13 protein-coding genes are annotated in these 21034 nt (G+C 34.4%); 8 read left to right on the top strand and 5 right to left on the bottom strand.

The features are described from left to right. Window positions 1-147 precede the first annotated feature (147 nt). Window positions 148-1092 (bottom strand): hypothetical protein, encoded by a 945-nt coding sequence (locus tag P3F56_RS08675; protein WP_405054791.1) that lies wholly within the window; start codon window positions 1090-1092, stop codon window positions 148-150. Between the two features lie 1268 nt (window positions 1093-2360). On the opposite strand from P3F56_RS08675, the gene P3F56_RS08670 reads away from it, so the two are divergent. Both P3F56_RS08670 and P3F56_RS08665 read left to right on the top strand, forming a co-directional pair. Further along, entirely contained in the window at window positions 2361-4613 is a 2253-nt protein-coding gene (locus tag P3F56_RS08670; RefSeq protein ID WP_281152472.1) for a ribonuclease R family protein, read from the top strand. 26 nt (window positions 4614-4639) lie between these two features. Then, a complete protein-coding gene (locus P3F56_RS08665; protein WP_281152471.1) occupies window positions 4640-5437 on the top strand; it encodes a DUF3153 domain-containing protein in 798 nt (265 codons plus the stop codon). Between the two features lie 1372 nt (window positions 5438-6809). On the opposite strand, the gene P3F56_RS08660 is transcribed toward P3F56_RS08665, so the two are convergent. Beyond that, window positions 6810-8294 (bottom strand): site-2 protease family protein, encoded by a 1485-nt coding sequence (locus P3F56_RS08660; RefSeq protein ID WP_281152470.1) that lies wholly within the window; start codon window positions 8292-8294, stop codon window positions 6810-6812. Between the two features lie 536 nt (window positions 8295-8830). Here P3F56_RS08660 and P3F56_RS08655 point away from each other — a divergent pair. Both P3F56_RS08655 and P3F56_RS08650 read left to right on the top strand, forming a co-directional pair. Next, window positions 8831-9175, top strand: coding sequence for a hypothetical protein (locus tag P3F56_RS08655; protein ID WP_281152469.1), 345 nt, complete (start codon window positions 8831-8833; stop codon window positions 9173-9175). Between the two features lie 268 nt (window positions 9176-9443). Then, entirely contained in the window at window positions 9444-9704 is a 261-nt protein-coding gene (locus P3F56_RS08650; RefSeq protein ID WP_281152468.1) for a hypothetical protein, read from the top strand. A gap of 845 nt (window positions 9705-10549) precedes the next feature. Here the strand turns inward: P3F56_RS08650 and P3F56_RS08645 are convergent. After that, window positions 10550-11281, bottom strand: coding sequence for a precorrin-2 C(20)-methyltransferase (locus P3F56_RS08645; RefSeq protein WP_281152467.1), 732 nt, complete (start codon window positions 11279-11281; stop codon window positions 10550-10552). 391 nt (window positions 11282-11672) lie between these two features. On the opposite strand from P3F56_RS08645, the gene P3F56_RS08640 reads away from it, so the two are divergent. Together P3F56_RS08640 and msrA are read left to right on the top strand one after the other, a co-directional pair. Continuing rightward, on the top strand, window positions 11673-11891 hold the full coding sequence (locus P3F56_RS08640; RefSeq protein ID WP_281152466.1) for a hypothetical protein: 219 nt from the start codon (window positions 11673-11675) through the stop codon (window positions 11889-11891). Between the two features lie 980 nt (window positions 11892-12871). Beyond that, window positions 12872-13534: a peptide-methionine (S)-S-oxide reductase MsrA gene (gene msrA, locus P3F56_RS08635; protein ID WP_281152465.1), complete on the top strand. Its 663-nt coding sequence runs from the start codon at window positions 12872-12874 to the stop codon at window positions 13532-13534. 1335 nt (window positions 13535-14869) lie between these two features. On the opposite strand, the gene P3F56_RS10335 is transcribed toward msrA, so the two are convergent. Both P3F56_RS10335 and P3F56_RS10330 read right to left on the bottom strand, forming a co-directional pair. Next, entirely contained in the window at window positions 14870-15190 is a 321-nt protein-coding gene (locus P3F56_RS10335; protein ID WP_342637140.1) for a hypothetical protein, read from the bottom strand. After that, window positions 15191-15505, bottom strand: a complete 315-nt coding sequence (locus tag P3F56_RS10330) for an alpha/beta fold hydrolase (protein ID WP_342637139.1) — start codon at window positions 15503-15505, stop codon at window positions 15191-15193. Window positions 15506-16691: 1186 nt separating this feature from the next. Between P3F56_RS10330 and infC the strand changes: the two genes are divergently transcribed. Further along, window positions 16692-17222 carry a translation initiation factor IF-3 gene (gene infC, locus P3F56_RS08625; RefSeq protein ID WP_281152464.1) on the top strand — a complete coding sequence of 177 codons (531 nt, stop codon included), beginning with the start codon at window positions 16692-16694 and terminating at the stop codon, window positions 17220-17222. 1913 nt (window positions 17223-19135) lie between these two features. Beyond that, window positions 19136-20482 carry an FADH(2)-oxidizing methylenetetrahydrofolate--tRNA-(uracil(54)-C(5))-methyltransferase TrmFO gene (gene trmFO / locus P3F56_RS08620; RefSeq protein WP_281152463.1) on the top strand — a complete coding sequence of 449 codons (1347 nt, stop codon included), beginning with the start codon at window positions 19136-19138 and terminating at the stop codon, window positions 20480-20482. Window positions 20483-21034 lie beyond the last annotated feature (552 nt).

The following is a 21034-nucleotide window of genomic DNA, read 5'->3' as shown; positions in this document are numbered from 1 at the left end:
AACAAAGATAGGGGTCAACGGCGACGGTTAACCCCTAAGTTAGTTCAGCTAACAAGCGTTACTGAGTGATTTTTTGAGATGGTTCTTTCCATCAATTTTTAGGGAAAGTTAAGCAGGGGTCCGTTTGGATTTCTTTAAAACTATATACTAGGTTTGAGAGGGAGTTGGTAAACTTTGGAGGTAATCAAGAAACTCGAGGAGTTCTTCATCAGAGAGAACTTGACGTGATCGCTTCCCATAAGTTTGAATCAAATATTCGCGTCCTTGTACTTTTGTCCAGCCTAAACGCTTCATTTCTACATTGGAACGGGCAATAATCTCAGAAAACTCAAGAGGTTCTTCAATTGTTGTCAGATGAGATTGGTCTTTAGAAGAGGATACGTCTGGAAGCTCTTGGCTTATGATAGTCGTTGGCGTTGAAATTTTCCCTATCTCTGGGGTTGAAATAAATGTTTCTTGTACTTGAGAAGATCTTGGAGAAACCTCTTCCATAAGTTCAGCTAATTTCTCATTAGGACTAGTAGAATTTTCTTCTACTAACGAGGGTTTAAAAAAAACTTTTTCCACTGGTTCAGTCACAATCTCATTGATGCTAGAAACAGATAATACTTGGACTGAAGATTTGCTTGTAGTTGTCTCAATAAAAGCCGATGGTTTAGAAGAGCTCGCCTCTAGTATAGAAGTTTGGGGAACTTTTACAGAAGTCGCAACCGGAACTTGTTGCTCAGACAATAGTGTTTCAGAGTGGGTTTGAGCAACTACCGAAATGTTCGGAACTTTCGAAGAAAAAGATGATTCATTGGTTTTAACTTTTGTTGCTATTGTGCCTGAATTGTGATTTTCTTGAGTTTGAGAAGTGTTGAGATTATTAGGGTTCCAGGAAATACTATCGAGTTTGAGTAACCCTAAAGCTCGGTTTCTTGCCGCATCTTCAGCTTCCTCAATAGTGTTAGCTCCTGCTAAACCTGTCCCTAAAGTAATTGACCCAACTTTGATTAGGACTCGCACAATATACTTTCCGTGATCAATGGTTACTAATTCACTGATTACACCGCCTTGAGGATAAAGAATTCTGAATTGAGTCAACATAATTTTTGAGCTACCCGTTACTATCTTTGTTTAGTCTATTTGTACTATTTTAGGGGATAAAGATAGGAAAATATTGAAGAAAAACAAGTCAAATATAAACACACCTTGATTTTTATGGATTCGTCAAATCTACAATTCCTCTTTGTGAAAATATTTGTATTGCTGTTAGAAAAGAGATTGCTATATCCGGGTGAACCTACCTCTCATACTGTTAGTCTCAGCGTGGTAAGCCCTGCGTTTGCGTTATAAACGAACGGAATACATTGAGCTGTGGGAATACCTGCAGACCTCAGGATCAAAGCGTGCTCAGAGCTTGATGACTAGACTAGAAAAACTAGACGATGAAATCAAGTCTAATCGACACCTAGAAACAAGCTAGGACATTAAAGGACGAACCCCATTGTCCTAACTGCTGGGGATAAAGTTATCTGGTAAAACCCAGACAACCAAACTAAAAAGTTTAAAACTGGTAGAAAAGCTTTTCCACCAGTTTTAAAAAAATATATTTACAGCTGATGGATAGTCGATGACGCTAATTTTAGAATTATATGGATAGGGATGGATAAATGGCAACATTTTCTATATAAACAAAGTTAGTGAAGCAGTAAAATCCTATGGTTGGATATGGAAGGCTGCGCTGTGTGCTTATGCTAGTTGTTAGGGGAATCTTAAATGAGATGAAAAATCAACACTGACTTTCACTTTCGTCAAAGACAAACCTCGCAAGTGTCACTTAACCTTGGTAAAATTAAAACCTAGATAAGTTTGTGAAAGGGAAGTGTTAACGGATTAGTTTCTCACACTCACCTTGGACAGAGTTGACCTCCAATGAGAGTAGTCCTTCTCACTAGATACAACTCTCACTCTGTTCTCGCAGGACACGACTTTTCAAGTACAAAATCAAAGATACCTAGGAGCAACTTCACTGCTAATATAGTAGATCTCCAACAATAAATAATGCGACAAATCCAGATATATCAAAGGTCGCTTCTTGATTGTAAACAGAGGTCTAATTGGGAAAACTAACTTAGTCATTCTAAAGATTTGAATCTTAAGAATAAAGACGGCAATCACTTAACTGAGCCACGACTTAGTTAGCTAAGTTCCCTAACTAACTAGGCAATCTCCTCATCGAAGAAAGAACTTTTCTTGCTTCATGGTGTCGGATATAGAAGACGTAACCGTTTAGGAAGTTGTCGAGCAACTCCTCTTCTATCATTCCGTCCACCAATAAGATCCACTCACATTTAGTAAGGAAGATTAATAGGTAAATGGAATTTTCAATCGCTACACTTTTGTCCAATTTTACAGATGACAAATTAGTCGCGGCTAAATTTCTGGAGAAAAAGTTGGGGTGTGAAGATGAAGAAAGCATCAAAAAGCTCCAAATTATTCTGGATATTCTAGAAAAAATTGGAGTTTTAGTTAAGGAAAGAGGTAAATATCGCCGTTTTACGGAAAAAAATCTGGTTGAAGCTAAGTTACGCTGTTCAAGCAAGGGGTTTTGTTTTGCTATTCAAGATGAAGAAGACGCTGATGATATCTATATACGAGAAACTCATCTTAGCAATGCGTGGAACGGTGACCGCGTCCTTGTTAAAGTGATTAAAGAAGGCACTCGTCGTCGTTCTCCAGAAGGAGAAGTGAAACTGATTTTAGAACGGGCAAATCCGTCATTACTTGCTCAAGTGAAAAAAGATGATGGAGATTATAGGGCGATTCCTCTCGATGATCGCTTATTGTTTGAACTTTTACTTAAACAAAATGAGACTAGTTTAGAACAAGCAGTAAACCATTTAGTTCATGTGTCTGTAATACGCTATCCGATTGGAGAACATCCCCCCTGGGGAACTATCACCCGTATTTTAGGAAGTGATGCTGAAGAAGCTGCCGATACGGATATCGTCTGTTGTAAACACGATTTACCCCAAGTTTTCCCTGAAGCGGTGGAACAACTGGCGGAAGCTTTACCAAAAACAGTTGATCGAGCTGAAATTGACAGGCGGGTTGATTTGCGTCAACAGTTTACATTTACCTTTGTTGAAGATGAGCAACGAGACCACCCTCCTTTTGTTGAAACAGCTTTTACCCTTGAAAAAACTCCCGATCAATACTGGCAATTAGGTATTCATATTACCGATGTTGCTCATTATGTTACCCCTGATTCGCTTCTCGATAAAACTGCAAAAAAACGAGGAACGACGATTTATTTAGGTAAAAAAGTACTTCCCTTATTGCCAAAGGCTTTAACTGACTGTTGTTGTATTGTCCCAGAAAAAGATTGTTTAACCATTTCAGTGTTAATTACCTTTGATAAAAATGGTCAAATGATTGAATTCGAAATTCAGCCAACAGTTATTAATGTTAATGAAAAACTGACTTATCAAGAAGCTCAAGGTTTATTAGCCAATCTTGACCTGGTGTCTGCCGAACAAGAAAAATTAGCTCAATGTCTCAACCAACTGTTTTTTACCCTTAGTCCCTTAGTTAAAGCACAACGGTTGCAACGAGGAGGGTTTGAACTACAGTTAGAGCCGCGATCACCTTATCAAGATGAAGGACGTTTGGGGGTTATTATTGCTTCATCCAAGGTTCCTGTGCGCTCGCTGTTGATGGAGTTGATAATCCTAGCGGGAAAATCGGTAGCAGATCATCTTTACGCTTTAGGAATTCCCTCCCTTTATTGCGCTCAACCTGAACCCGATTGGGAAGAATTAGAAGATTTACTGAAACTTGTGGATAATTTAGGTATAGATATACAACTGTCTTCCGAAGAGGACATTACTGCTCAAGATTATTACAATTTGACTCAAGGATTTAATCAATGTTCCTCGGTGCGAGTATTAAATTTTCTTTTGAAAGATACTCTAAAATCTGCTAAATATAGCAGTCATTCTGCTCCCCATTTCGGCTTAGCTTATCATGACTGTTATACTCATTGTGTCTCTCCTGGTCAACGATATGGGGATTTACTAGTACAACGTATGATTAAGTTATTGTTTAGTGAAGGACGTGATCGTCGTACCAAACAAACTAAAACGGGGGTAGACCTCCACAGCAGTCGTTGTCACATTGACATTAACTGGAATGTTTTACCTCCTGCGATGCAAGAAAGTCTTGAAGAAGAATTTCACGTATTAGTTTCTCATCTTAACGATCGTGAAAAATTAGCTGAAGACGCAGAAAAAGATCTCGATGGCTTGAAGAAGGCTGAGAAAATGAAAGAACGCACTGGCCAGGTTTTCCGAGGGTTGATTACAGGAGTCCAATCCTATGGTTTCTTTGTCGAAATTGAAGATCTATTGGTGGAGGGACTCGTTCATGTTAGTTCTTTGAAAGATGATTGGTATGAATATCGCGCCCGTCATGGTTGTTTAGTAGGACGAAAAAATCGCATTGCTTATCGTTTAGGGGATGAAGTTGAAGTAGAGGTAAAAAGTGTAGACTATTATCGTCAGCAGATTGATTTAGTGACTGTCGGGGGCGGAAGCTCCGCTAGAAATGATGATTGGGACGATGACTAATTTTAGTTAAAAGTTAATGGTTAACCGTGAAAAATCAAGAACAGGATTTCAACCAAAAAAGTGCAAAACAGGCATTTAGAGGTTTGTTAAGGTTTTTTTTAACGCCTCTAGTCATTAGTTTATTAACTCTATTAAGTGGCTGCGTTCACTATGATGTAAGTGTAGATTTTTTTCAACAACATCGAGGAGAAATTGTACAACATATTAGCTTGGCTGAACAGTTAACTAACTTAAGTCAAACAGAAGTTAATAAATGGTTAGACAGTCTTGAAAAACGGGCAGAAAATCTTCGAGGAAAAGCTAAACGAATATCTCCCCGAGAGATCATTGTAAAAATCCCTTTTGGGAATGGTAAAGAACTGACTGAGAAGTTCAATAAATTTTTTAATACTCCTACGTCTAGGCTAACTCAGTCCCTTAAGGACAACGATTCAGATTTAGTAGACCTTAAAGCTAAAATGTCTTTAAAACAAGGTAATTGGTTATTTCTAGAACAGAATTTACTTAATCTAGAAGTAGATTTACGAGCGTTAGGAGTTTTGTCTAGTCAGGGCAATGTTATTCTTAGTACAGGATCATTAGTGGACCTAGAATTTGCTCTAAAAGCTCCTTTTGGACTTAAAAATATCGTTAGTAATACTTCTTTTGAGAAGAAAACTGATCAGATTGTTTGGGAATTAAAGCCTGGTCAAATCAATACTATTGAAGCCTCTTTTTGGGTCCCTAGTTATTTGGGAATTGGAACTCTTGGAATTATTTTATTAATGTTAATTGGATTTTATGCAAAGTATCGACATTTTCCAGGCATACAACCAGTGAAGTAAAAGATTAAAAGATACAAAAATTTTAATTTGCCGTCAAAGTATGACAGTAATACTATGACCGAAGGACTAATCAATAAAAACTTTAGTTTTTAGGATTATCTGATTTGTGATGATGGAATAGATAATTATTATGAATTTTAAAATAGAGATTGATGATTAATCAATACACCAACAGGTTGTTATGCGTTAATTATTTGCTTTTTATCCCATTTTTAAAAAATTAAACGAATTAATAGCTTTTGGATAAGATTAAGCTAAGTAAGCTCAAATAAGCGTAAAGTAAACATGTGGTTCAAAGAGAGTAAAAATTATTGAGGTTGACTTGTAAACCCGAAATTTTCCCTAGAATGAGAATGAACGCAAGTACAAGTAGTCACCATTTCTTAAAAAGAAAGAAGTCTAAAAAACTAAAAAATATGACAAGGATAAAGGAACAGATAAAGTAATTTTTTTGATAATCATTAAGTACATTCAAGTAGTCTAGTTCAAATTGAATTGAAACAATGGGACAATAAAGAATTGTATCTATTTTTTTATGAAATTTAATAGTCCAGAACTGGATATAATAAAAGGAGAATAGCATTAAATAAAAATTCATGAAATCGTTGGAAGAATATTTAAAGATAAGTAGAATTTAGTTTAAGGTTATCAAATAAGGTATCAATTAAAACTAGATAAATCTAATCCAAATTCCTTAAATATAAAGATATAAAATAATTATTTTTTTGAAATCTATTTAAAGCTACTTGCTCGCAAGTAATTTTTTGAAAAACTATAAGAACTAGGATTAATAATTACCGTATTGCTAATCTAACCGTGGCTAATTTTTAAAAACTAACCACAGTTAGATTAGAGATTTAAGCAGTTATAGAATTGCTCCTATTTTTATCATAAAAGTCGTTAGTTCAGAACAAAGATTAGAGATTATCTTTATAAAAGAGCTGAATACAGTGTTGCCGGTATTCCTGAATATTGAATTGTTGATCCAGATAAATAAAAAGTGACAGCTTTATTTCTAGTAAAGAGATTATATGAGAAAGTCGTCTACCAAAATTAGGAAAGCATTAAGTTTGAAACTTTCCTGAGATTAACTGCGACTGTTGACAATACCTTATGATTTTAGCTTGATAGGAATCAATAAATTAATTTTCATAGCCACTTATTTTTTGGTCTTCTAGCTAAAACTTAAAGGAGTTGACTCTTCTATACTGGGTCTAATAAATTAGCAGCTAATGATTTCTAGAATTTTTATTCTAACTATGTTTTATAACTCCAAAAACTTAATTTTATAAAAAATAAGTCTTTATAAAATTGATAATTTTGTAAAACAAAACTTTCAACTTTCGGTGATTGTTACCTTATCACAGTTAGCTTAGAAAAGCCAGGGAATTAAAGTCGCTAACATAAGAAACAAAATTAATAAACCCCACGCAGCACGGGTATCATCAGGTTCAGTCAACTCATTTAAACTTGGTCTTTCTAAGTCCCGTTGTAGAAAAATAATCACAATTACCCAATAAAGAGGAAGAGAGTTTTCCGGATTAATTAACGTTACAATTCCTAAGACAATTAAGGACACAATTGTAGTCCGCCTTGCAGTTTTTCGTCCATAAATTGCCTGAACAATTCGTCCCCCATCTAACTGACCCGCAGGGAGTAAATTAAGGGCATTAATGACTAATCCTAACCATCCTATAATCGTTAGGGGATGAACATCAATTAATGATTTTTGTAGTTCTTCTCCGAACACCACCCGAGCTAAACTGCTGACTAAAATTGAGCCTTGAAAAAATTGAGTAGGTACTTGAAACAAACTTCCTGGATGGGACAAGACTAATCCAACTGTAAGCAATATTAAAGAAAGCCCCCATCCTACAGCTGAGCCGGCAAAAGCTACATCAAATAAGGCATTTCGGTTAGGCAGCAAGGATTCAAAGCGAGTAATTGCCCCAAACGATCCAATTTGCCAGGTGGGGAGGAAAAACGGGATACTCAGGCGCACATCATAGCGTTTTGCAAGAAGACGATGACCAATCTCATGGGCAATTAAAACTGTCCACAGTCCTAAACTAAGGGGTATAGCTTCTTGATAACGACTCCAATCACTGAACAAATCAAATCCTAATAGAATTCCTGATGCTTCTAAACTAGTTAAAATAGTTCCTACAAACAGGACCAAAGCGACATTTCTCTGCACTAAAGTAGTTGGTCGCGGGTCAACAATACTTGGAAGCACTATCACCACAGGTTTCTCTTCTATTCCTTCAACTAAAAAGAGACGGTACTTATCGGAAAAACGAGCTTTTAATTTTTCTGAAAGGCGATCATAAACTGTGTCAGGTTCCCCTCGCAAATTTCCTTTAAAAATTGCTCCTTCTTGATAAGAAATTGTTTCAGTCGCAAAAAAGGTATTAATGCCAAATATGCCTTTAATAAGTTTAAGATCTTCTTCAGGAATGGATAGAGCATCTGCTACAATTTTGGAGTTAGAATTAGGAGGGAGTTTATTGGATTGATTGACTTGAGACTTCTCAGCTTTGCTTTGTTCTTGTAAACGTTTAGCGGCCTTTTTCTGAAGAATGACATCTTGACCTTCGGCTCTTAGTTTTTTTCCTAAATAAATATATACTGCTAATGAAGTGACCAATAATAATAAAATTGCCACTAAATTAAGATAGATTCCTGCAGCAAATAACCCGAAAGATACTAGCCAGGGAGCCATCAATGCCACCAACTGCAACTGGGCAAAAATTACCAATCTACCATAGAATTTGGCTCGGTTATAACCCCAGGTTAAAATCCCCAAGGCGACCAAAATAATTAAGAGTATAGTAGTTGTCTCAGATGGGTTTAACATAATCTATAAGTGCTTATATAATTGGGGCAGTCGTCTTAGGAGTTATTAGTTAAAACACCAACTATACTGAATTTATACATTTATTATAGAGTACTCAAGCACACCACAATGGCATCGGTGTTTGTCGAGTTTCATAGACGAGCTTAAGCAAAGTTTTTATGGATCTCGGCTGGGTGTCGTCTAAACCGATTAAGACTGTCAATCCACCCCTCTCTCACTCCCTTATCTTTTTAGTCTCAATATATTGATTTGGATTATAAACAGCTTATATCCCAACTTAAACTATAAACGGAGGTAACTTTCATTGACTCCGACAGTTTACTCATAGTATAAAGTTCACTTATTTCTAACAAAAGTTATTAACATTCCCTAAAAACATAGACAAATGAAGTGAAACTATAGTATTCTGTCGTTGACAAGGGGTAAGTAAAGTCGACCTAATGGAGAATTTGCCTTCATTTAGTGAAATCATCTTTTTCAATTGGGGAGTATCTAATAATTATTAAAATATTCTTCGTACTGTTATTTTTTTATCAATGGCGCAACTGACACTAAACTTAGTTCAAGGGGCTGTTAGCTTTAATTTCAGTCCTGAAGCTGCTCAAACTCTTAAGGGAGAAATTGATGAGTTGATGGTAGGTTTTAAAGCTGTTTTGAAGCAGTCTGTCAGTGGTGGTAGTCCTCAGCCTCAAAAGGCTATGGAATATACTCATACAGGAGAGGTTTTCGTTGAACTATTTTGCAATCCTAATATTTATCCAAATCCCTTCGCAGCTAAGGTTTTATTGACGGTCAAGGATGACCGTGTTCGACTGACGACAGAAGCCGAACTAACCCGCGTCATCGAAGATTTGGAACAGTATCTCAAACTAGTTGGTTAGTACTGGGGCTGATTATTAATCAACAAGCAAAAATATTGATTGGGAAGGTTTAGGAATAATGTCGGGAGTAGATCATTGTTGATCTGTAATTCAAGTAATTTAACCTAAACTATCTATTAGTATAAATAAACTATTTATACTAATAGATAATCTGTTACAATTGTTACAGCAAGGCTTTCAAGTGAGCGTTGGAGCTACCACTTCCTTTGTAGAAACTCTTCAAGACCCTCAAAAACGTTCGAAAACTCTTTCTGATATCCAGACTTAATTGACAAAGAAAGCTCAAGAATGGGCTCGAAAAGGGGAGATAACTGAACAAGAAGCCCGCCGCTTAGTGGATAAATGGTTAAATCAACAACAATATCGACAGTCGTCAACTTCCACGAACAAAAATGATGATTACAAGTTAAGCATCTCCTCTGGTGGTAATAAGGATACTCAAGAGACAGTTAAAAAACTAACCGAACAAGTAATTGCTCTGAGAACAGAGTTAGAAAACTTGCGACAGTCTAATCAAAACAATAAGTAGGCTCAGAATATTTTAGTTGCTAGATTCAGATTTCTGAACCAACGATACCTGCAATATGATCACGTAGCAGACAATTGTATCCTTCAAATGCCTACTCAAGACTAATCCATTCCCGCGCTAGGACATAATCGTAATAGTACAGAATGTAGATTGATTGTTATTTACTAATATTACCCTGGTCAACGAGTTGCTTAGCTTAAACTTGAATCATCTCGGTGGAATAAGGGGTGGCACGAAGAATAGGAGGTGTTATAGTTTTCATAAAATCACCAAATAATCATTATTAAGTAGATCAGAAATTATTTGTAATGGCTCCTGGTTCAGGCTTGAGGAACCTAAGATATAAAGCTGTATCAACTACTGGATTTCCTGGAGCCTTGGTTAAATCTTGACCAACCGTATGTTTTTTTATTGTAATTTAAATACATTTTGACCTTTCTCATCCTAAGTCTAGGGGAACACCTCAGTCTTTAATTTTAGTCATTATCCCAGGTTTCGCAGGAAATCGGATCGCCAATTTGATTGCTTAGTAAATAGTCACATCTCTATAATTCTGTTTCCACATACGCCCAACTACGAGGGTAGATATACTCGTAAAGGACATGAATAGGTTAATGACGACTCGCTGTTTCTTTTTTTATAATAAACTGATCTTGTAATGGACAGAGAAAGAGGACTTAAGAATAAGAAGGGTAGCAACACTCATAGCAATTAGTCAATAAAGCCCAATATCTATTATTATCGAAGTTAGCAGTTAGTCAACATAGTTTTTACTGTAACAAAAGCTACAATTTTTAGCTAACATCTTAAACACCCATCAAGAAACAGTTTATAAGACGTTAAATTTAATTACGAAAATTGGGAGGCTTGACGTGAATAATAAGCAGGGAAAAATAAGAAAGTCGAAGGTTTGATTTCTCCCCCAACTCATCATAAATAACTTGCTCCGATTGAGTCGCCCGTTCTACCACCCAAGCGTGCTCCAATAATTTTAACCGTCGTAAAATTTTCCACACTTGGGGGTAGACTGAACTAACTTTCAACAACACCACTACATCAGCCCACCCCAATGTCTGTTCTAAGTCCTCTAAAGTGTAAAGTGCAGGAAGAATAGCTAACCGTTGATTCCTAACCGTTAAAGGAAGGTTTAAAACCGAAGCCGCAGCCATCGGAGAACAAACTCCTGGAACGGTTTCGATTTTAACTGAGGGGTAATAATGAGTGAGCGTTTGGGCTAAATAAGTAAAGGTACTATAGAAGCTGATATCCCCTTCACAGGCAAAAGCCACATCCTTTCCTTGTTGAAGATAAGACCAGACTTGTTCTGCAGCCTGTTTCCAGGCTGCTCGTAATTCCGTTTCATTTTGGACATAGGGAAAAGGCAGGGGCCAAATTTTCTGCTCAGAAGTTAACCACGGGGAGATAATTGTTTGAGCAATTCCGGGTTGATTCTCTACTCCCATGGGAAAAGCGACAACAGATACCTGTTGCAATAGACGCACCCCTTTAACTGTAATCAAATCAGGGTCTCCTGTTCCTACACTGATGCCGTATAAAATTCCGGTTTTTGCTACCATTCGTTTACTTTTGTCTTTTAAAAAGCCGACTGTTCCTTAAGTTCGGAAACAGTCGGTTAAGTCTTAATCCAAAAATGAAAATTGAGCTTTTGCGGCTTAAGAACTGTTGAACTTGTCGTAGGGCTGCAGAAAAAATATAAAATGCTACCTAACTTGTCGCAATTTAAGATAAGTTCAACAACAACCAAAACAAGCTAATCAATCAGAATTTCCTCTTAAGATAGTTTGATAAGTTTAATGAACTTTTTATCTTTACTATTTATAGCTTACAATTGCTTACAAACAAAATCGCAATAAGCCTATTTAAGATAAGTTATTCTTGAGTCTCAGTCAATCGACTATTTGTTCTTTTCCCAGCGTGAACTAAAGCCAATTTCTCATACTGCAGAGAATGATTGATCGATTTTTGGGATTTTTCATTCGGAACATCCCGTACTCCTCACTCAGAAATTCCTACTCTACTAACAGCGATCACGAGGAAATATCTTTGGGAACAATGGAACTCACTCCAATGAGACTCCCTTCTCCTATTTTTACTCTATCTGAAATGATTGCCCCAATACAAACACAGACAACCTTTCTAAAAATTTTATCAATATGGGCGGCGTGAACTGCTGTTAGATAGTCAATGATAACTTAATCTTTTAAGTAAATTATTTTGTCTAGGATCACCATGTAAAATCACTCCATCTTGGATATTAAGGATTCTATGCCACTGATACATTAAATAATGAGACAACTTTATGTTGATTAAATATAATTAACCTCTAACACTTTGAATTACTTATACTATTTATATGTTACAGTTTATATGATATCTTTCTAGATTTAGAATGGTAAATTCGTTGTCTTATTTGTTTTAAACATCAATATAATAAATTTTATATAATACTTAAAATTATACGTAATACATTATTAATTTTTTTAAAAAAATAATTTTACTAATTAAGCTTAGAAAATAAAAAATTGTATCTCTTTGAAAGATATTATTAACCATTTATTTAAATAAATTTACTATAAATATTTATAAAGCAGCGATTTTTAAAAATGTTCTAGAATAGAAATCTTTTACTGGTATTATCCTATCTTTTCCTTAATTTACTCCTTTAAAGAGAATTGCGAGCAATTTTTTTATGTTTTTGCTTAAAAAAATAAAATGTAATTATTTTTTACTGCTATTTTTTAAATCTAAGTTATCAAGTTTTTAATTATTATTAATTTTACAAACTAGCCTAAATTATAAGAAAATCTGCACAAGTTAAATTGAAAATAAAATAAGCCTATAAATTGATTTACAGGACAAAAGTTCTTGTCATTGATTACACTACATTTTTTTAAAAATATCTAATAAATGTCCTGAATATTATGTTACCCATATTAGTGATATCTTTAGATTGTAGAAGTCTAAATAATGAAGAAACAACGTATAGATAAAATTTGCTATTCTCTTGATAGGAGAGTAGGATTTGAGCATGGTTGCTGCAGTAGTTACAATAGATGTGGTGAATGTGGTAATGATTAAGCAAAACTTTGAAGAAGCTATTTTTTCTGTTTAAGATAAAAATAAGATGTTTGTTTGGGTAAAAAACTATGAAACTATTCGGATTCGGGATAAAATCAGCTCTGCCTACTGCTGAGACAGCATTGCCTGGACGGGAAGCGAAAATATCTGTCTCAGCTTTCCACTATGTCCATGGAAATCCTATTAAATCCCCCTTTCCTAAAGGAATGGAAACCGCAATGTTTGGGTTAGGATGTTTTTGGGGAGCGGAACGTAAGTTCTGGCAACTTGAAGGAGTGTATACCACTGCAGTAGGGTACGCAGCCGGGTTAACTCCTAATCCTACTTATCAAGAAGTTTGTACCGGACTTACGGGTCATAATGAGGTAGTGTTAGTGATTTTTGAACCTAAAATTATTAGTTATGAACAACTGTTAAAAATATTTTGGGAAAGTCATAACCCCACCCAGGGAATGTGTCAGGGAAATGATATAGGAACTCAGTACCGTTCAGGAATTTATGTTTATTCCCCTGAACAAAAGCAACAAGCAGAAACTTCTAAAGAAATTTACCAAAAAGCATTAAATAAAGTGGAATATAGCGAAATAACTACAGAAATTTTAGATGCTCCTGCATTTTACTATGCAGAGACTTATCATCAACAGTATCTCGCTAAAAATCCTAACGGTTATTGTGGGTTGGGAGGAACGAATGTTAGCTTTCCTGTTGGTCTTAATAAAACAGTTAATTAAATATTGATTAATCATTTTCTATCAAGTGTTTAGTTAGAGTCAGAGAAGTAAATTACTTATTATAAATCTATATATAACTATGTATCAGTAATAAAATGACAGATAATTGTATTTAGTTAATTACTATCAGACCTTATTTTTAATAGATTAATATAATAATTTACAAGCTTTTAACTTGTGTCCTAATATACAAAAATATATAGGAACAATATAAGTAATCAGTAGTACTGACACGATGCTCTATTTAGATTTGAAAACTAGATCCAAACTGACTATCTATTCAGAATTAAAAGTACTTTATTTTTGGCTTATCAGATTTTATTTTAAATAAAAATAATTTGATTAATCAAAAAAAATAGACAGAATAGTAACTGGTATTTTTTTAAAAAACTAGGCAACTTCATTTAAAGAATAAATTAACTATGAAAAGTTCACCTTAAGAGATTTGTCAAATTACATATAATTGATGTGAAAACAAATTCAAAGAATAGTTAAGTGTTTTTGATAAAAAATATATACTATAAGTATCATAAAAAGATATTAAATCCCTTAGTGTAGATATTGAGAAACTATATAAAAACACTTTAAATAAAAAAGTCTTATATTATAAACTTAAGTAGTAGAATATATATTTAATATACGATAATTAGCTATATGTAAATTAGAGAATCAAGTAAGAACTTTGGTAAATAAATTAAAGATTTTAATATATTAATTAATATTAGTATGTAGCTAAACTCAAAAAATATATTTTTACAAGCCAAGAAGTTAAATTAGATAAATTGCATAAGACTTTACTAGTTCTCTCAAAAAAATATCCATTTTTAAAAAAAGTTTGAATTTTTTCTTGATAAAAGCCAAAATCTAGTTTTAGAAAAAATTATCTACTTCTCCTGATAAATTAGTCAAATAATAGCAGAATTATTTTTAATAATTAAAAGCTTTTTAGCTTAGCATTTTACTATTTAATTCTACATCATCAGTTCGGTATAACTATATATCTTAAAAGAACTATAGAGTGGATTACGCTAGGCTAATACATAACAAGACGTTTCTGAGGCATTACCTAAAAAAGGAGATAAATTACTAAGAATACTGTAGTTACCCTAAATCTACCCATGTAATATTTTATTTAGTGTCTAATATCTAAGAAATATCCTTATCTATTTACTTATATATTAACTGATTCACTGTTTAATATTGCACTCCAACTAAGTTAAATAGAATTAAATTGTTCAGGGCATTAATCGTAAGGACAATGTCCGATTCCTGCTAATTCAATTAAAGTAATACGATGATTTAATTTTGCAAAAATAGGTGCTAGATATGGAGGAATTAATCGATCTTTACGACCATTAATAGCATTTGGATAGTTAACCTGAGTAGAATAGATTTAGGAAAGGGAGCAAGATCGGATTTTCTAGCTCCTTGTACCAACAAACATAATGTTCGAGAAGCCCCTTCGTCATAAATAGGAGTCATTATAATTTCTACCAACTCATCCGTGATTGCTGAAGAATCTTCATAAGCTAATTTAACCAAAGAACGAATGACACTAGGACGGCGTATTATTGTCAACAATCCTTTGAGTAATAATGGGAAAACAACTAAATTTTCTACCGTTGTCACTACTGGTTGCAACCATCGAGAAATCATTTATTGTCGCAGAGAAGTATCAGGTAAACTCAAAATAAGAATTCCTCTCACCAGATCAGGATAATTATCTGCCGCCGTTAAACAAACTAAAGAACCGATTGAATTCTCCACTAAAATTACATGTTCACCAATGAAAGTCTGCCAAAAATAATAGACTAATTCTGTCCACAAATAGACACTGTAGTCCGTGGCTGCTTTTCTTGAGCCACTAAAACCTAATAAATCTAAAATATAAACTGTATGTTGTTCGGCAAGAATCGAAATATTATGTCGCCAATGTTCAATAACAGCCCCAAACCCGTGCAATAAAATCAAAAGAGGATATGGCTCAGAGCTTAAATTTAGAGAAGATCGAAAATAAGCATATCGAATTTGCCAACCGCGCCAAATCCAGTCTCGCTGTTGTCCAATGCGTTTCTCCCAAGATTTGCTCTGAGAAACTTATTTTTGCTGTTATAAATCTTTAAACCCTGTTTATTCTAAAAAAATCATCGAGGATAAGCAAAAGAAAATCAGTATTGTCAAGTTTTTTAAAAGTTTTCATTAAAATCATTGACAATTTTTAGGAGTTACACATTGACAGACCAACTTAAACATAAGATATGTTAAGATGCGAAGCGTTTGCCGAAACTAAAAAAAAAATTGATAGAAAAGAGGAGATAGTTGTCCGAACTATCACGAAGAAATCAACTTCCAATTGTTCTTTAGACTTCTATATCTGTGTTCACAAGTGAACACAGATATAGAAGTCCGTAATTGTTTGTCCGAATATGTTTAAGAATTTGTATCGTAATTAGGAATTAGATTTAACGACAAAAATAGCTAAAATTGACAACTATCAATCAAAAAAAAGGAATTTTAGGCAATTATTAACCTGAGAAATAAAGAAAAATCAGATAATCATTCATTGAAGAAAGTTTGGGTAAGTTTAATTCTGATTTAAAAAACAAATAGACAATATTTATCGATACATATGTTTTTAAAAAGCATCGAAACTTAAATGCAGTTACTAACAATCTATTTCTTCAGTCAAAAAAATAAGTTATTGAATGTTACCTTTAGGTCCTAAAGCAATAATTTGGAACTGAGAACAAAATCTTAGTCAAAAAATCTGAGACGATCTTAACTCACTTTTTTGGTGCTCTGTGAGCTTTTATCAGATTAGAGTTGATAAGGGCTAAAGAGTTGATTGACAATTGGTGTTAAACTAAAAGGAAATTATTCTTTGAGGTCAACCGTAGTTTTGTTAGTTATTGCTTTATCTGTTCTAGATGGTGTACATTTAAAATAATTTGTCAATGCGTGGCTTCTATATTCATCTAATGATGCTCGACATCAGTTAATCAAAGCCCAATCTTGAGATTGACGACCATAAACAAAAAGTAATATTCGTATTTAAGATAGAACCTCGTTAAAAGTTAGTAAAATAAAATTAGTAACTCTATGCACCTATATTCACTTAAGTTCATCCATCTATTTAAGATTACAACAACAAACGCCTGTGATAGATAAAAGACGCTCCCAACGCGATCTCCCAAAAATCAACGAAAGAATTCGTTTCCCTGAAATCCGAGTCATCGATAGCGATGGCGCACAAGTCGGTCTTCTGACTCCTGATGAGGCGTTAACTATGGCGCAAGAAAAGGAGCTTGATTTAGTCTTGGTGAGTGAAACTGCTAAACCTCCTGTCTGCCGAATCATGGATTATGGCAAATATAAATTTGAACAGGAGAAAAAAGCTAGGGAAGCCAAGAAAAAGCAGCATACAGCCGACGTTAAGGAAGTAAAGATGCGCTATAAAATCGGCGAAAGCGATTATATGGTACGTATTAATCAAGCTAAACGCTTTCTTAAGTCTGGTGACAAAGTTAAAGCGACGGTTACATTCCGAGGTCGGGAAATTCAACATTCCAATCTGGCTTTAGATTTACTAGACCGTATGGCTCAAGATCTTAAAGACATCGCTGACATTCAACAAATTCCTAAACGGGAGGGAAGAAACATGATGATGTTCTTAACCCCCAAGAAATAAAGAAAGACTAAGACCTTGTTGACAACTTAGTCACATTTAAGTAATTAAACTCGTTAATTCCCCTCTTTAATCTGAGGGGATTATTTTGTTTTATTGTTACAGTTGGTCGAAATTTTCAGATATATTTTGATATCGTTATCGAATAACAAGGGATTGTTTTTCTGTTAGACTTTGGAGTAATGATTCTTGAGCATTTGATGAAATCTTCTTCTGATTAGACCTTGTCTGGATTTCCAACTATTTTCTTCACTGTTTTATCTCTATCTGTTTCAGTCAATATCATTCTTGATAAATTAAAAGACCATAGTTGACAAAGTATTCTAGAATATTTACAGACTGTTCTGACAACCCATCAAGTAGGAGAATTAGAGAGTATCTAATACCGATATTACTCAGCCGACTTTGTCTGCCTATTTAACATTTTAATTAGTGTTACGCTCTCTCAGCGACGTATTTTTTATATTCGATCCGTTAGCTTTTTCTTTCCAGAATAAATTTACCATTTGATTATGTTCATCCTCTAATATAATTTTTTCTATTTTTTGTCTTTATTTATTCTATAATTGAACATACTTGGAAAGTTATTTTAAGATTCGGGTACAAAATTATTAGGTGTTACTTCTATTAAAATTTTATTACAATTGGTTAGTTTTCTGCCCTTGATTAGGCATTAGCCTGTGGGTGTAGTCTGTTTACTACTTTCCATAAACCTAGACATATCGCACTTTACTTTTTTGTATTTATAGTTTAAGGTTAATAGTCTAATTCTGAATTAATTGGTACGGTTACTGAGAAATAAAGAGAACTTAAAATAGTAATTTTATAATTATAAACCTCTTCAAGTAACACCCAATATATATCAGAACCATTAATTCTTTATCAAGTAACTTGCTATTTTTCAGTCTAATCTCTAGATTGTTTTAATCTACAGAGCTAAATAATCTAAAAGTTAGTTGATTACTATCTCTAAATTACTAGATAATAAATCATTAAAACTTTATCCAGAAAACTTTTATATTGCCTATCAAAATTTAATCATAAAGCCTAAATATATTAGAGTTTTTCCCATTGAGACTTAACATTTTAATTTTGCAATTCTCTACTGAGAAAGTAGAGCAGATTTCTACCGACTAATTTATCTACCTAAAAAGATATTCACTGATGTTTTTTTCAAAAAACAAATGTATTGATTCTGAAATTATTGATTATATTATCGTTGACCATGTTAAGCCTAACTAAGCAGAAACTCTAAAATCCTTATTATAAATTACTTCCAAACTACCATTATTTACTTTAAATATTGAGCAATCTCATCACTCAATATTTTATTATTTCAGTCTCCAGAATAATTGAAGGTATTAAAGGCTATCAAAGAAAAAAATAGCCCTTAAACCCCAGATTTTGGTTGATAAAGTCTCAGAAGGTGGGGAGTATATTAACCTCTTAGATGTCTCGAAGATATCTAGAGCAACCTTTAATTACCCTGGGTTTACCATTGCAGTTGCAAAAGAAAGAATGAGGCATTTTTTTGAACTATTTGGACTTAGAGAAGATTGTTTTGGGGGGATAAAAATGGAAATAACTGACAATAGTTTTCTAATTTTAAAAGATGTCTTATTCTATAAGGAGTATCAAGTAAGCGTCGCATGAAGTGTTGCTATCACTAGATTATTTATGGAGTAGCTAAAAAGGCAAGATTTTACACTATGGAGTAACGGCAGTTAACTATCCTAAATTAGGAAATCATTATTAATAGTTGATAGTTGAATAGTGCTAAATGTGTAGTAATAATAAAAATTAGCCTCTCTAAAATCTTTGATCTTGTAGGGTTGCAATGTCCACCCCACAATGATGGTTTAGCCTCTACCGAACGATTACCACTAAACCAAGTACCTTAGTCAAATTTAAAATATATGTCCATCGTTCAAGTCATTGGAGGAGGATTGGCCGGAACCGAGGCTGCCTGGCAAATTGCCCAAGCAGGAGTTCCTGTTGTCCTTTATGAAATGCGTCCTCACACAACAAGTCCAGCACACCATAGCGAAGAATTAGCTGAATTGGTTTGTAGTAACTCCTTTGGGGCAATGTCAAGCGATCGCGCTTCTGGACTCCTCCACGAAGAATTACGCCGTCTAGGGTCAATCATCATTCAAACTGCCGATCAAAATTCAATCCCCGCAGGAGGTGCATTGGCAGTAGATCGAGGGAGCTTCAGCCATGAGTTAACCAAAACCTTAGCCAAACATCCTCTAATCACTTTAAAACGACTAGAAATAGCTAGAATTCCCTCAGAAGGTATGATTATCCTTGCTACCGGACCGTTGACTACTCCTGCTTTGGCAGAAGACTTACGAAGGTTTACAGGGATGGACTATTTAAGCTTTTTTGATGCAGCTAGTCCTATCATTGTCGGGGACTCCATTAACCGTGATATTGTTTTTTTGGCTTCCCGTTATGACAAAGGGGAAGCGGCGTATCTTAACTGTCCTTTCAATAAAAAACAATATCTGCACTTTCGAGAGGAATTATGTCGAGCGAAACAAGTAAAATTAAAAGATTTTGAACAAGAAACTGCTAAGTTTTTTGAAGGTTGTCTTCCCATAGAGGAATTGGCCAAGCGAGGAGAAGATACTATGCGCTATGGCCCGGTAAAACCAGTGGGACTATTTGATCCTCGTCTAGGAGACTTCCGCGAGCCTGAAAACAAAGGAAAACGTCCTTACGGGGTGGTACAACTACGTAAAGAGGACAAAAATGGTCGTTTATGGAACATGGTAGGGTTTCAAACCAATTTGCATTGGGGAGAGCAAAAACGGATATTTAGATTAATTCCAGGGTTGGAAAAGGCAGAATTTGTTCGTATGGGGGTCATGCACCGCAATACTTTTATTAATTCTCCTCAGTTACTCGAATCTACCTTACAGTTTAAATCTTGTTCTACCCTATTAGCAGCTGGTCAATTAGTAGGGACAGAAGGATATGCGGCGGCCACAGCTGGAGGTTGGTTAGCCGGGACAAATGCTGCACGCTTAGTTCTAGGATTAGATCCTCTTACCATTCCTAAAATGACTATGATGGGGGCGTTATTTGAATTTATTAGTAATGCATCTCCCAAATATTTTCAACCGATGCCGCCTAATTTCGGTATTATCCCGGAATTACCACAAAGATTTCGCAATAAACGAGAACGTTACGGAAAATACCGTGATCGTGCTTTGAAAAATTTAGATCAATGGATTTCAACCAAATTTAGGGTATAATTTCTTCTTTCTCTCTTAGGTTAGGTAAATCTTATAATTGTGATTGGAGGTTGAAAAAAATAGTCACTTAAGGTACTAGATTCTAGTTTAAATGCTTTAAAATAAGATTGCGGTTAACTTTAAAAAATAATTCTATTTAAATAGAAGAAAAATTCATAAATTAACCTTTGAGTTCTTATTTAAGTTGTGATCATCTTGGCAAAATAAGACTAGGACAATATAGTTTATAAAAATTTTTCAACGCCTTGACTTGCTATAACTCTTTTGGATAAACGGTTGTCTTATTTTCCTTTATCTCTGAGTTTTTAACCAAATGTTACTCTCCTTTTTTTACTGAGATCTGTAGATCTTTAGATATTGATATTGTAAAACTTAATTCTTGGTCATGAGATAAATCATCGAATATCTTGAATAAACGGCTATAGTCCAAATATTGAGATTTAATAATCAAGTCTAATCATACTTAGTTATTGATTTCTTTATAAAAATCCAGATAGTTATCTCCTATTTTTATAATCTCCTCTGTTTTGTTAGTTTTTTATCCTTTATTTT

The organism is cyanobacterium endosymbiont of Epithemia clementina EcSB, from assembly GCF_029919255.1.
Lineage (GTDB): Bacteria > Cyanobacteriota > Cyanobacteriia > Cyanobacteriales > Microcystaceae > Rippkaea.
Note: the sequence above shows the minus strand (reverse complement) of the source record. Positions and strands in the feature narration are given on the sequence as shown.